Origin of the sequence: Pseudomonas sp. REP124 (assembly GCF_020164475.1) — a bacterium.
In the GTDB taxonomy this organism is placed as follows: domain Bacteria; phylum Pseudomonadota; class Gammaproteobacteria; order Pseudomonadales; family Pseudomonadaceae; genus Aquipseudomonas.
In genome coordinates, this window is record NZ_JAIQWX010000032.1 from 38799 (window position 1) to 52444 (window position 13646).

Here is a 13646-nt window from a genome sequence, read left to right on the forward strand (position 1 = left end):
TTAGGGGGTTCCCTGGTTTTTGTTATGCGCACACTGTATTCAAGATCTGTGACAAAAGTCTATAGAGTTGTATACAACTTATTCGTCAAGTTATGAACGGTCAGTCATGCAGACTGTGTGCCATTACCTTCAAACCTCGAAATACATCCATCCGGCCCATTTTCCTCTCCCCGCTAGGCTTTTGAGTTCGCGGCGACCATCGGTTGTGGTCGCTCTCTTTCATATGCATATTAAATATGCATAGTTGGTGATTCGAGACTCTGGAGACTTGACCCATGAAAGACGAATACGACTTCAGCCACGCCAAACGCGGAGCCGTCGCTTCAAGCAAAGGCAAAACCCGAATCACTATCATGCTCGACGATGTCGTTATCGAAGCCGCCCGGGCGCTGGCGGAGAGCGAGGGCTATGGCTACCAGACGGCAATCAACAACACCCTGCGCCGGGCGCTGCTGACCGATCCGCGCAAGTCGGCAGAGCCGGATGCTGGCGGGCACTTGAAGAAGGGCATCACCTCTTCCGAGTTGAAGGCCCTGGAGAAAAAGCTTTCGGAAGTGCTGCGGGAAATCCATCGCGTGATGGAGCCTGAAGTGCAACCCTAGACGGGCACGGAAAAGGGGCAGATTGATTCAATCTGCCCCTTTTTTGTATCCACGCTCAGGCGTTACTGCTGTTGGATCAAGCGCTCCAGGGTCTGGATCAGCGCGGGATGGTCAGGCACCCGGATGCCGAATTCGCTCTCCAGCAGATCGATCAACGCCTGCACCTCGGCCACCTCCCGGCGCTCGCTATCCTGGCCCGAACGATGGATCGCGAAACTGCCGTTGTTCAGTGTGCGGCGCCAGCCTTCCCCGGTGCGCGCCACCATGAGTTGCCGGGTGAAGGACGAGTCGGGATGGGTCGACACGTACCAGTTGCCGACGGTGTAATCGATGGCTTCCTGGCGTTGCAGGTCGAAGATGTACATCTGCCGCCACTCGTCCCCGACCCTGGCGCGCAGGGTGTAGCCATCGGCATGTTGCTCGATGCGATAGGGCTCATGGGGCGTGGGTTGTTCTTCGCGACTATCGAGCAGCAGCGGCGCGGTGGGCACCATGCCGCCGAAGCCGACATCGCTGATGTAGCGCACACCGTCCAGGGTCACCAGACTCAAGCGATGGGTACGCGCGGGCCAGGCGCCTTCGGGCTGGCCGATGACCACGCGTCCGCTGATGCCCCGGGCGTCGAAGCCCAGCTCCTGAAGCAGCGTCAGGTACAGATTGTTGAGTTCGTAGCAGTAGCCACCGCGCCCGCCGTGCAGGACTTTGTGCTCGATCGAAGGCAAGTCGATCAGCACGGGTTCGCCGGACAACGTGGTGAGGTTTTCAAACGGGAAAGCGCCGGTGTGGCGCAGTTGCAGCAGACGCAGGGTTTCCAGGGTCGGCGCTGGGGGCGCGTCGAAACCCAGGCGTTGCAGGTATAGCGCCGGGTTGCTCAGGCGTGGCTCGCTCATCGTTCAGTCCTTTTGCACGCAAGTCGCGGATCGTTCCGCCAATGGGCGCTATGTATAAAGGATGAACCGCTGCCGCTGACAATTAATTTAGCCAATCGCCCGCGGTGCCCCTTCAGCGGCGCTTGCGCGAGCCCAGTTCGATCCAGGTCGGCGCATGATCGCTGGCGTGCTCTTCGTTGCGCACCCATGCGTCGACGCCCGCGTTCTGCAAGTAAGGGCTCGACGCCGGATTGAGCAGCAGGTGATCGATACGCAGCCCGGAGTTCTTTTGCCAGTGCTGGCGGAAATAATCCCAGAAGGTGTAGATGCGCTCCTCCGGGTAGAGATGACGCAGAGCATCGGTCCAGCCCTGGTCCAGCAGGCGCTGATAGCATTCGCGACTCTCCGGTTGCAGCAAGGCATCCTTGAGCCACGAGCGCGTGTTGTAGATGTCGAGATCGGTAGGCACCACATTGTAATCACCAGCCAGAATCACCGGATGCTCGCTGCCTTGCAGCGTTTGCGCATGACTGATCAGCCGTTCGAACCACGCCAGCTTGTAATCGAATTTCGGCCCGGGTTGCGGGTTGCCGTTGGGCAAGTACAGGCAGCCGACGAGCACGCCGTGCACCGCCGCCTCCAGATAGCGACTGTGAGTGTCGCTGTCATCGCCGGGCAGCCCTCGCCGGCTCTCCAGCGGCTGCGCGTCACGCGCCAGGATCGCCACGCCGTTCCACGACGCCTGCCCCTGCCAGATCGCGCCATAACCGATGGCCTCGAGCTCTGCGGCGGGGAACGCGGTGTCGACCGACTTGAGTTCCTGCAAACAGGCGATATCCGGTTTCTCGCGTTCGAGCCACGCCAGCAGATTCGGCAACCGGGCGCGCATGCCGTTGACGTTGAAGGTCGCGATTTTCAGCTTTTTCATGGCCCCGATCCGTTTGGTTGGGTGTCCAGGTTGTGACCGTTTTGCTGGCGGGTGGTTGCGTCGACAATCACTGGTGCGGCGTAATGGACGCCCTTGCCCTCTCTGCTTGCCGAGTAAGACCTAGATGACAGACACCTTCTTGCAGGGCCAGCGGATCTGCTTGCGCCCACTGCAATACACCGACGCCGACGCCTTGGTACACGCCGCCGCGGATGGTGAACTGTGGAACCTGAAAGTCACGGTCGTACCCAGCGCCACCACCGTCGACGCCTACCTGAAAAAAGCCCTCGACGGCCGCGAGGCCGGGACGGTGCAGCCTTTCGTGATTGTGTTGAAGGACAGCGGCGAAGTGATCGGCTCGACCCGCCTGTGGAAAATCGACCCGCTCAACCGCAAGCTGGAAATCGGCAGTAGCTGGATCTCGGCGCGCTGGCAGAAAACCTTCGTCAACACCGAAGCCAAATACCTGCTGCTGCGTTATGCCTTCCAGGAACTGAACTGCGTGCGGGTGCAATTCACCACTGATGAAACCAACCAGGCCTCGCGCAACGCAATCCTGCGCCTGGGCGCGCAGCAGGAAGGCATCGTCAGAAACGAACGCATCATGCCCGATGGCCGCAAGCGCAACTCGGTGCGGTTCAGCATCATCGATGAAGAATGGCCGCAGGTGAGAAAGCGGCTGGAGGAGAAACTGGCCGGGTACGGCCTTCGCTAAGCACCGGATCTCTGCAGGAGCGAGGCTTGCCAGCGAATGCGGTTGTAACTTCAGCATTGCCATCGCCTGACACACCGCCATCGCGGGCAAGCCCGCTCCCACAGGTTTATTTGGTGTACTCAAATTCCGCGAACAACCGCGAAACCTGTGGGAGCCGGGCTTGCCCGCGAAGAGGCCGGCACATTCAATAGAGATGCTGGCTGATCAGATGCCATCGCGAGCAGGCTCGCTCCCACAGATGGATTGAGGTTGATCGCAGATTCTGTGTACGACACAGGTTCAGTGTGGGAGCGGGCTTGCTCGCGAATGCGGTAGACCCTTCAACATTGATGCCGCCTGATCCGACGCCTTCGCGATCAAGCCCGCTCCCACAGGGATTTGTGTCTTCCCTCAGATTACGCGGCGATGAATGAATCGATGGCACCCTATTGCACCACTCGTCATCCAACCGGCACCAACCACCCTGCCCTCCACACCAACTTCAGGTAACCACTCATTTTCTGGAGAGGCTCCCTCATGAATATCAAACTCACTTCGCTGTTACTGGCCGGATTATTATCCGCTAGCTCCCTGGCCACCTTCGCCGCCTCCAACGACGGCTCCGATGCAACCGGCACCAAGTCCGGCGCCACCGGTGGTCCGGTCATGCCGCCGGACAACACCCCTTCCGCGCCCTCAGGCGGTAACGCCGGTGATGGTGGCGCCACCGGATCTTCATCCGGCAGTGCCAGCGGCACCACGGGTTCAGGCACAGGTTCGGGGTCCGGTGCAGGCGGCGGCACGGGCTCGGCTGGGGGTGGCAGCGGAGGTGCAGGCGGCGGGACGGGTAGCTGAACGCGCAAAGGCGGCCGATGGTGAGTCACCGTCGGCCACCTCAATCAGTCAGTCACTGTTTCTGCATGACCGGCGGCGGGTTCCACTTGCCGTTCAAGGCATCCGCCTTCGGTCCGTATAGACGCATGGTCAGGTTGAACGGCCCCTTGGGTGCCGGCAGCCAGTTGGCCTCGAGATCCTTGCCGGGGCTTTCGTTCTGGAAGTAGATGTCCAGCGAACCATCGGCATTGTTCTTGAACGGCATCCAGCTGCTCACCGCAAAACGATCGAGCCCGTTGGCCACCTGGAAGCCCTCCGGGTCATACAACGTGATCGACCAGAAAGCATTCACCGGCGGCGCTTCGCCTTTGTCGAAATGCAGGACGTACTTGTTCGCGCCGTTCAGAGGCTTGCCATTGGAATCGCCCAGGTTCAATGGATAAATCGCATCCTCCGGCAAGTTGGCACCAAGCCCCACCTGAGCCACGATCGCGCGCTTGAGGTAGTAGTTGCCGTAAACGCCCATGGTGTCGGTGTTCATGGACCAGCCATTGACCACCCGCGCCAGGGTCTCCACTTTCCAGTTCATCAGCGCCTGCGCATCTTTCGGCACGGACTCCAGCGCGTCTTTGACCTCGGGATCCAGCGCGTCCATGTTGAATGATTTGCCAGGCTCGATGCCGATCCGCTTGATCTGCGCCAGCATCGGCTGATCAGTGCTGTGGGCTGGATGCATTTTCAGCAACTCCGCGGCATAGGCGAAGTAGTTGGCCGCCGACATGGTATCGACCTGAATCTTCGGCGGTGTCTTCATGTCCACCGCCGGATCGATCTTGACGCTCACAGGCTCCGCCGCCTTGCCCAGCCGCGACAATGGCGTCACGGTATAGCCGGCCTGGATCTTGTGCACCGCCGCATAATCGGCCGCACCATCGGTCTTGGTACGGCCGATGATCCAGACATAAGACGTCGGCGCCGGCAGATGCTGCAAACCGGCAGGCACAGTGCCCGCCCAGCCCGGTGGCGTTACCAGAAACTGTGCGGCCTCGGTGCCCGTGGTGCGCCAACCCGGCGAGGCGAACACGTCGCTCCACATATCCAGCATCGGCAAAAGATAAAAACGCCCGGCGGTGTCGGGTGCGGCAATCACCAGCGGCTCCTTGGTCAAATCGAGCCAGGCAATGGAATACAAAGTGTCGAAGTTCGAGCGCACCACACCTTTGAAACTCGCCGGCGGATATTCCGGCACGCTCACGAACATGTTCATCGGCCCCTTGCCGAATTCCTTGCCCGGCTCGATGTTGGTGAACTGTTTGCGGGTGATGTCCATGGTCAGCAATGGATAGAAATACACGTAGGCATCCACGCCAATGGCATGGGCCTGTTCGGATGTGAGTTTCGATTGAGCATGGGCGGCGAGCGGAAGCATGGCTGAAGCGGCAACGGTCAGAGCAACGGCTGTCAATGCTTGAGTAATCAACATATTGGCGATCGTCCGTACGTAGGGGAGATCTGCCGGGTTCGGCAGAACTAACAGAACTCTAGACGATCGCTTGGATCCGTTTTGACAGGCGGACAGCCGGCTTGCCGGAGGTGTTTCACGCTAGAAACACCCCACCGATTGCTACCCGTCGGCTACTGTTGACGCTGCCCGGTGACCACCATCGTTGCTTCGCCTCCGGGCAGTTGCAGGGCAGGCAAATTCGACGGTTTGTTCAATTGCAGCAAGACCGGTGTGTCATAACTGTAAACATCCGGTTTGAACGCCACCCGCCCCTCGTTACTCATATCCACCGTCCAGTACGCCAGCAACACCGGCACCTTGACCGGGAGCTTGATGTTTTCGGTGCGGCCGTTGGCCAATTGCTTGGCAATCCCTTCACTGTTCCAGCGCACAGGGTCGTTGAACAGCAACTCGACCAACTCCAGCGGATTTTCCACGCGGATGCAGCCGGAGCTGGTGGCGCGCATGGACTTGGCGAACAGCTCGCGGTGCGGCGTGTCGTGCAGGTAAATCGCATAGTCGTTGGGGAAACGGATAACCACCCGGCCCAGAGAGTTTTCCGGGCCGGCATCCTGGCGCAGGGTCAGGCCGCGGGCGTTGGACCAGTCGATCGTGGACGGATCGAGGACATTGCCCGCTCGGTCCAACACCTTGATCCGGTTGGCCGCCAGATAATCCGGGTTCTGCTGAACCTTGGGCAACATGTCCTTGGTCAGAATCGTCGGCGGCACGGTCCAGGTCGGGTTAAACGTGATGTACGTAATCTCGGACTGAAACACCGGCGTGCTGCGGAAAGGCTTGCCCACCTGCACCCGGGCGCGCCAGATCGGCTGACCGTCGCGGTAGAACGCCACCTTGTAGCCGGCGATATCGACCACCACAAACGTGCCCTGCAGTTTGTACAGCAACCAACGCGCACGCTCCAGGTTGACCCGGACCTGATCGATCCGCGCCTCGACAGGCACATTCAGAGCTGCCAGAGTCGCCGCCCCCGCTACGCCATCGGCCCCAAGGTATTGCTCGGTTTGATACTTCTTAACCGCCGCAATGACCTTGTCGTCGTAAACGTTGTGTTTACTTGCGTGGGGATCCAGATAACCACCGGCCACCAGGCGCGCGCGTAATTGTGCAACCGACGCACCTTCCATCCCCGGTTTGAGCGACTGCCCCTCGGTGACCTTCGGCCAGCCACCGGCATCGCGGACCTGCCGCAACTTCGCCAAGGCCTCGCGCATGCTGCCGTACACCGCCTCCTGGGGCGGCGCCTGAGCGAACGCGCGGTCGACATCGTGCTCATCGAGGGCGACAAAGAAGCTGTTCACATCTTCTCGCGGGTCGACTCCAGGCGGATCGAAATTCCAATGGAAATCCAGCCGCGCCGGATCGACCTTGCCGCGCCGCAATTGCAGCAGCGCGGTGATGTAGGTACGGGTCAGGGCGATATCGAATGCCGCCGATTGCGCCGCAGTGGGCGCGTTGGCCTGCAGCAGCATTTGCGCCTCGGCCAGCTCGGTTCCGCGGAAATCCGCAGGGTTCAAACCGTCGGCCTCAGTGCCGTTCAAACCCTTGAGTAGCTGCGCGATATCACGCCCATCGGCCCAGGCGGCGCGATAATTACGGTGAGCGTAAAAGTCGAGAACGACGCGATTGATGTCCGACCGTTGATGTTTTCGCGAAGTGATCAGGGGTGGAAAGGCCGATTGCAGCGGTTCGAGCATCGCTTGAATGCCCTGCCCGACCACATCGTCGGGCGCCGCGGACCTTTCGTTGGTTTGCGGAGATAGCGGCACGATCGGCGAAGTTTCGCCGAGCGCAGTGCCGCTGATCAGAAAGACCATAAACAAACCGCGGCTTATGACGAATAACCTTGTTAATTGCCCCATGGATAATCCCTAATCTCCCGCAAATCAAAAAGCTGGCGTTCAAACCGCTGCTAGACTCGACCTATACATGATGAGATTTACATATGGCGCTACATCGCTTTGGCTTGCAACTCACAGCGCTGCTGTTGACGTCGGCCTTCATTACCACAGCCTACGCCGAAACGCTTGAGGTCGCGCTCGCCAAAGCCGCCCCAAATGCAAATGCCAAGGTCATCGCCCTCGCCGTTCGCGCAACACAATGCTCCCGCGCGCAAAGCACCGTTCAGGCACAAAGATTAGCAGTGATCGATTACTCCCTGCCTTCGACCGAGCAGCGCCTGTGGGTGTTCGATCTGAAGAAACGCAAATTGCTGTTCCACGAACTCGTCGCCCATGGCCGTAACAGCGGCGAAAACATGGCCACCCTGTTCTCCAACCAGAACGAAAGCTTCGCCACCAGCATCGGTCTGTTCCGCACCCAGGAAAGTTATCGCGGCTCCAATGGCTACTCCCTGCGCATGGAAGGCCTGGAACCGGGCTTCAACGATAACGCCTTCGATCGGGCAATCGTTATTCACGGTGCACCGTACGTCAGCCCGGTCCTGGCCCGCGCCAACGGCCGCATCGGCAGAAGCCTGGGCTGCCCGGCTGTACGCCCGGCCATTGCGCACAAGCTGATCGACTCGATGAAGGATGGGCAACTGCTGTTCTCCTACTACCCGGACCAGCGCTGGCTGAAGACCTCCTCCTACATTAACTGTGGGAGCGGCACCGTGGCGTCGTCGGAGAAGACTACGAAGCGGCAGTAAGGCGCTTCCAGAATCCGGCTTGCGTGATGATGATGGGGATGTGTTTCACTACAGCCCCCCCCTCTCACCAAAGCCGAATAACAATGAAGAAAATCTACAGCAGCATGATGCTCAGCGGCCTCTTCGCCCTTTCGATGAGCGCCCACGCGCAGGACGGCCCTTCCCATCTGGACAAGGTTCTGCAACAAGGCCAACTCCGCGTCTGTACCACCGGCGACTACAAGCCCTACACCTTCAAGGCCGAAAACGGCGAATACTCCGGCATCGACATCGCCATGGCCCGCTCGCTGGCCGACAGCCTCGGCGTCAAAGTCGAATGGGTGCCCACCACCTGGAAAACCCTGATGCCCGACATGCTCGCCGGCAAATGCGACATCGGCATGGGCGGCATCTCCGTCACCCTCGAACGGCAGAAAAAAGCCTTCTTCAGCACCACCCTCGACGTCGACGGCAAAATCCCGCTGGTGCGCTGCGAAGACCAGTCCAAATACCAAAGCATCGAACAGATCAACCAACCCAACGTGCGCCTGGTGGAGCCGGCCGGCGGCACCAACGAAGCCTTCGTCCACGCCTTCCTGCCAAAGGCGCAATTGCAGCTGCACGACAACGTCACCATCTTCGAGCAACTGCTGGAGAAAAAGGCGGACGTGATGATCACCGACGCTTCCGAGGCGCTGTATCAACAGAAGCTGAAACCGGGACTGTGTGCGGTCAACCCGACGCAATACATGCAGTACGGTGAAAAGGCGTACCTGCTGCCGCGGGATGACATGACGTGGAAGTTGTATGTGGATCAGTGGCTGCATTTGGCCAAGGTCACAGGCACCTATCAAAAGGTACTGGGCGAGTGGATCGCCACCCCGAAGTAAAACCATCCCTATAGCAGCTGTCGAAGCCTGCGCCCGACTGCGAAGCAGTCTCCCCTCCTGAAACGCAAACGGTGGAAATCACTCCACCGTTTGCGTCCTCGATCAATCGTCATGCAACAAAGCTGAACCGTACTCGCCGTAACTGCTGCCGAGCGCACTGCCGTGGAAGTTCATCTTGTTGGGATTGCTGTTGGTGGGCCCCGGGCCGAATCCACTGGGTACTACCGAGTCAGCCGAATAACCGTGATTGGTGCTGACGCTGGAGCACGCGCTCAACAGCACGGCACCGGTGATCAGCGTGGCTTTGAGGAGGTTCGAGATCATTTTTATCGGTCCTGTGGCAGACGGGCTTGTGCCTTCATCCTAGGACGGGGAATGGGTGGGCATTGTGAAACTTGGCTGGGTGACAGCGTTGGTTCAGCTTTCGTTTCAGGAGGGGTGGTAATCCAGCATCAGAGCAATGTGTGCTCATGGCGAGACCTTAGTTGCAGGTAAGGCCCCGCGCTCGTCTTTGCCGAGCGCGGAAACCGGCGCACGATCCAATTCCGGTACGGTGTGGTGGCTTTGACAGTCATGCGACTTGTTCCAGCCCAACCTGTCGCAAGCGTAGGGCCTGTTCCAATTCGGGGGAGCGTTGAGCCCACTGTTCGGGAGGCAAGGGTTTGGACCATTCGATGATGGCTGGATCGGTCAGGTCAGGCGGATGCGACAGCTTCAAGTTCTGCAATTTCTCCGCGAAATATGTGCCCAGGATGGCAACGCAGAATACTCCCCAGACGACGCCTATCAGGTCCCCCTTACGCAAGTCCGTGATGATCGAACCGATTTGCGTTTCCTCGAAAGGGGCAATACCTAACTGGCTATCAGGCACAGCATCCGGACCAATTTCCATGTAGCTGCGCATGCACTCCCACAACGCCATGGCCGTGGTTCCACCACCACAGTTAAAACCCATCGAATAATGCTTGTTGTCGTCTTTGGCCTGCGGATCAGGGCTTTCGAAGCCAATAATCAACAAGCCCATGGTGGCTTTACCCGCCTGACTGACCGACGAATGCTGCGTCCCGCTGCCGTCACGTTTTCCCAGGGGACGATCCAGTACTCGCCATCCGCTTGTGGCACGCACACCTCACGGCGTTGGCGGTTGAAACGCACTGGCAAAGGCACCTCGCGAAATAAGCCGTAAATAACAAACAAGGTAGGAATTCCTACTATGACTAATCCGCCGCCCCAGATGAGAGGATCAGGATTGATGTAATTCATAAGTGCAAAAAGCAATGCCATTACCCAAATCATCATTACGCTCGAACCAATGCTGTAATTACCGATATCGAGGTACACCTCGTTCTTGCGCCAGATGGTGTTGAGTACATCGCAAGGTTCTTCACCAGTGGGAATGGGCAATGGCGCCAGATAGTCATTGCGTGAAAATATCCGCTTTTTTGTCGTGCCTGCCGGTGGTGTGCTCATGGTTTGTCCTTGAGTTGCAGGTAAACGGCCCCGGGCTCGTCTTTGCCGGGCGCGGGAACCGGCGCACGATCCAGTTCCAGTAACGGTTTGATACTTCTGACATTCATGCAACTTGCTCCAGCTCAACCTTTCGCAGGCAGATGGCCTGTTCCAACTCAGGGGAGCGTTGAGCCCATTGTTCGGGAGGCAAGGGTTTGGACCATTCGATGATGGCTGGATAGGTCAAGTCAGGCGGATGCGACAGCTTCAAATCCTGCAATTTCTCCGCGAAATATGTGCCCAGGATGGCAATGCAGAATATTCCCCAGACAACACCTATCAGGTCCCCCTTACGCAAGTCCGTGATGATTGAACCGATTTGCGTTTCCTCGAAAGGGGCAATACCTAACTGGCTATCAGGCACAGCATCCGGACCAATTTCCATGTAGCTGCGCATGCACTCCCACAACGCCATGGCCGTGGTTCCACCACCACAGTTAAAGCCCATCGAATAATGCTTGTTTTCGTCTTTGGCCTGCGGATCAGGGTTTTCGAAGCCAATAATCAACAAGCCCATAGTGGCTTTACCCGCCTGACTCACCGATGAGTGTTGAGTCGCCGCAGCCGTTACGCTTTCCCAAGGAACAACCCAATACTCGCCATCCGCTTGCGGTACGCACACCTCACGACGTTGCCGGTTGAAGCGCACTGGTGAAGGCACTTCACGGAACAAGCCCACGATCACAAGCAAAATTGGAATGCCTGTAATACAAGCCCCCATGATGAATGCGTCAGGATCGTCCAGGCCATATCCCAGACCTGAAAAAAGCATCACCAATGGCCATATCCCCATCACCGCAGCTCCGATGCTGTAATTACCGATATCCAGGAACACCTCGTTCTTTCGCCAGATGATGTTCAGTACATCGCAAGGTTTTTCACCAGTGGGGGTGGGCAATGGCGCCAAGTAGTCATTGCGCGAAAATATCCGTTTTTTTGTTGTACCTGCCGGTGGCGTGCTCATGGCTTGTCCTTTGGCTGCAGGTAAATGGCCCCAGGCTCATCTTTGCCGAGCGCATAGCGTGGCGCACGATCCAGTTCTGGTGTGAGTACCGGTGTTAAAACGATAGCCATCATGCAACTTGTACTTGTTCCAGTTCTCCCTGTTGCAGGCGAATGGCCTGTTCCAGCTCAGGGGAGCGTTGAGCCCATTGTTCGGGAGGTAGAGGTTTGGACCATTCGATGATGTCGGGATTTGTCAGTTCAGGTGGCGGCGCGAGTTTCCAAACCTGAAGCATCATGGCCAAAGGCGTACCCAACAAAAAAATGGACGCGAAAAGCCACAGTGCCTGACCAAATTCCCTGGCCATAAGGTGGTCACGGATGCCGGTTAAAAAACCGTGCCAAATACCCCAGAAAGTACCCTTTTTTCCGAGCTTTTCACGAATGCCTTCGAAATCGTTTCCGATTGGTATCGCGTCTGCTCCATCTTCCATGTAACTGCGCATGCACTCCCAGAGGCACATAGCCGTTTCACCGCCGCCGCAACTGAACCCCAGGCTGAAGTCACGTTCCTTCTCGGGCGCATCGGGATCGGGATTTCGAAAGCCCACGACCAACAGGCCTTGAGTGATCTTGCCGTGCCGCCCGACAGAGTCCATCGCCACGGCCTGGGCTGTGACCTGCTCCCAAGGCAGGATCCAGTAACGGCCATCATCGAATGGCACACAGACTTCGCGGCGTTGACGGTTGAAGCGAACAGGAGATGGTACTGGGCTGAATAAACTTTTGAGGACGATAAGAATGGGTATGCCGACCACGAAAGACGAAAGCGCCATTGCCCCCCAAAAATATCCACCAGCATTGCGCTCGTTATAAACCAGCCAAATGCAGATCAGCAGCACTGGCCAAATGACCATTACCGCAGAGCCGATGCTGTAGGAGCCGATATCGAGAAATACCTCGTTTTTACGCCAGATGATGTTGAGCACATCCTTTGGTCTTTGCCCTGTCGGGACAGCAGGAGGTGCCAGATAGTCCTCTCGTGAGAGCAGCCCCTTGCGGCTGCCGGGCGTGGATGAAGTCATACTTTATCCCTAGGTTTCAGATAGCTGGAGTTCTGTTGTGGGCCGAGGCGGTGAACGCTGGCCCGATCCAATTCAGTTTGAGCACTGCCATCGACGGTCATGCGACTTGTGATTCTTCTGCCAGCTCGGCTTGATATAACCGAATGGCCTGCTCCAACTCAGGAGAGCGTTGAGCCCATTGTTCGGGAGGTAGAGGTTTGGACCATTCGATGATCTCCGGATTTGTCAGCTCAGGTGGCGGCGCGAGTTTCCAAACCTGAAGCATCATGACCAGAGGCGTACCCAACAGAAAAATGGACGCGAAGAACGACAGTGCCTGACCAAACTCCCTGGCCATAAGGTGATCACGGATGTCGATAAAAAAACCGTACCAGACACCCCAGAAAATGCCCTTACTTCCCAGTTTTCCACGAATGCCCTCCAGATCGTTTCCGAGTGGTATCGCGTCTGCCCCAACCTCCATATAGCTGCGCATGCACTCCCAGAGGCGCATCGCCGTTTCACCGCCGCCGCAACTGAACCCCAGGCTGAAGTCACGCTCCTTCTCGGGCGCATCGGGATCGGGATTTCGAAAGCCCACGACCAACAGACCTTGAGTGATTTTGCCGTGCCGCCCGACAGAGTCCATTGCCACGGCTTGGGCCGTGACCTGCTCCCACGGCACGATCCAGTAATGGCCATCGTCGAATGGCACACAGACTTCGCGGCGTTGGCGGTTGAAGCGCACGGGAGGAGGGACAGGGCGGCTCAAAATGTAGATGAGCATCAGTATCGGAAAGCCGCAAAAACACATGAATCCATACCAGAAGAGAACATCCAGCGACTCAAAACCCATGGCCCACCCCATCCATAAAAAGATCAGGACCACTGGCCAAAGCACCATGACAAAAGAGCCGATGCTGTAAGAACCGATATCGAGAAACACCTCGTTCTTGCGCCAGATGATATTGAGCACATCCTTGGGTGTTTGCCCTGTTGGGACAGCGGGAGGTGCCAGATAATCCTCTCGTGATAACAGCCCCTTGCGGCTGCCGGGCTTGGCTGAAGTCATACGCTATCCTTGGGCATCAGATAGCTGGAGTTCTGTTGCGGGCCGAGGCGATGAACGCTGGCCCGATCCAGTTCGTAGGTGGGCTCGT

Annotated in this window: 13 protein-coding genes and 1 pseudogene; 5 read left to right on the top strand and 9 right to left on the bottom strand. The window is 58.0% G+C overall.

Annotation, left to right across the window (positions count from 1 at the left end; genetic code table 11):
• The first annotated feature begins 275 nt into the window (after positions 1-275).
• Entirely contained in the window at positions 276-602 is a 327-nt protein-coding gene (locus K9857_RS10765) for a BrnA antitoxin family protein (RefSeq protein ID WP_224535614.1), read from the top strand.
• 62 nt (positions 603-664) lie between these two features.
• Here K9857_RS10765 and K9857_RS10770 read toward each other — a convergent pair whose 3' ends face one another.
• Positions 665-1492: an arylamine N-acetyltransferase family protein gene (locus tag K9857_RS10770; RefSeq protein WP_224535616.1), complete on the bottom strand. Its 828-nt coding sequence runs from the start codon at positions 1490-1492 to the stop codon at positions 665-667.
• Positions 1493-1604: 112 nt separating this feature from the next.
• Positions 1605-2399 carry an exodeoxyribonuclease III gene (gene xth, locus K9857_RS10775; RefSeq protein WP_224535618.1) on the bottom strand — a complete coding sequence of 265 codons (795 nt, stop codon included), beginning with the start codon at positions 2397-2399 and terminating at the stop codon, positions 1605-1607.
• 124 nt (positions 2400-2523) lie between these two features.
• Here xth and K9857_RS10780 point away from each other — a divergent pair, with 124 nt between their 5' ends.
• Both K9857_RS10780 and K9857_RS10785 read left to right on the top strand, forming a co-directional pair.
• On the top strand, positions 2524-3114 hold the full coding sequence (locus K9857_RS10780; protein WP_224535621.1) for a GNAT family N-acetyltransferase: 591 nt from the start codon (positions 2524-2526) through the stop codon (positions 3112-3114).
• A gap of 516 nt (positions 3115-3630) precedes the next feature.
• Positions 3631-3948, top strand: coding sequence for a hypothetical protein (locus K9857_RS10785; protein ID WP_224535623.1), 318 nt, complete (start codon positions 3631-3633; stop codon positions 3946-3948).
• A gap of 52 nt (positions 3949-4000) precedes the next feature.
• On the opposite strand, the gene K9857_RS10790 is transcribed toward K9857_RS10785, so the two are convergent.
• Positions 4001-5410, bottom strand: coding sequence for a DUF1254 domain-containing protein (locus K9857_RS10790; RefSeq protein ID WP_224535625.1), 1410 nt, complete (start codon positions 5408-5410; stop codon positions 4001-4003).
• Between the two features lie 152 nt (positions 5411-5562).
• On the bottom strand, positions 5563-7314 hold the full coding sequence (locus K9857_RS10795; protein WP_224535627.1) for a murein L,D-transpeptidase: 1752 nt from the start codon (positions 7312-7314) through the stop codon (positions 5563-5565).
• Positions 7315-7397: 83 nt separating this feature from the next.
• Here K9857_RS10795 and K9857_RS10800 point away from each other — a divergent pair, with 83 nt between their 5' ends.
• Together K9857_RS10800 and K9857_RS10805 are read left to right on the top strand one after the other, a co-directional pair.
• Positions 7398-8102, top strand: coding sequence for a murein L,D-transpeptidase catalytic domain family protein (locus K9857_RS10800; RefSeq protein WP_224535629.1), 705 nt, complete (start codon positions 7398-7400; stop codon positions 8100-8102).
• 83 nt (positions 8103-8185) lie between these two features.
• Positions 8186-8971 (top strand): transporter substrate-binding domain-containing protein, encoded by a 786-nt coding sequence (locus K9857_RS10805; RefSeq protein ID WP_224535631.1) that lies wholly within the window; start codon positions 8186-8188, stop codon positions 8969-8971.
• Between the two features lie 102 nt (positions 8972-9073).
• Here K9857_RS10805 and K9857_RS10810 read toward each other — a convergent pair whose 3' ends face one another.
• From K9857_RS10810 to K9857_RS10830, 5 genes and pseudogenes are all read right to left on the bottom strand, one after another.
• Positions 9074-9295, bottom strand: coding sequence for a hypothetical protein (locus K9857_RS10810; RefSeq protein WP_224535633.1), 222 nt, complete (start codon positions 9293-9295; stop codon positions 9074-9076).
• 247 nt (positions 9296-9542) lie between these two features.
• Positions 9543-10441 (bottom strand): annotated as a pseudogene (locus K9857_RS10815) (hypothetical protein).
• A 103-nt stretch (positions 10442-10544) separates the two neighbouring features.
• Entirely contained in the window at positions 10545-11444 is a 900-nt protein-coding gene (locus K9857_RS10820; RefSeq protein ID WP_224535636.1) for a hypothetical protein, read from the bottom strand.
• Between the two features lie 109 nt (positions 11445-11553).
• A complete protein-coding gene (locus K9857_RS10825; RefSeq protein ID WP_224535638.1) occupies positions 11554-12507 on the bottom strand; it encodes a DUF6708 domain-containing protein in 954 nt (317 codons plus the stop codon).
• Between the two features lie 97 nt (positions 12508-12604).
• Positions 12605-13558, bottom strand: a complete 954-nt coding sequence (locus tag K9857_RS10830; protein WP_224535640.1) for a hypothetical protein — start codon at positions 13556-13558, stop codon at positions 12605-12607.
• Between the last annotated feature and the right edge of the window lie 88 nt (positions 13559-13646).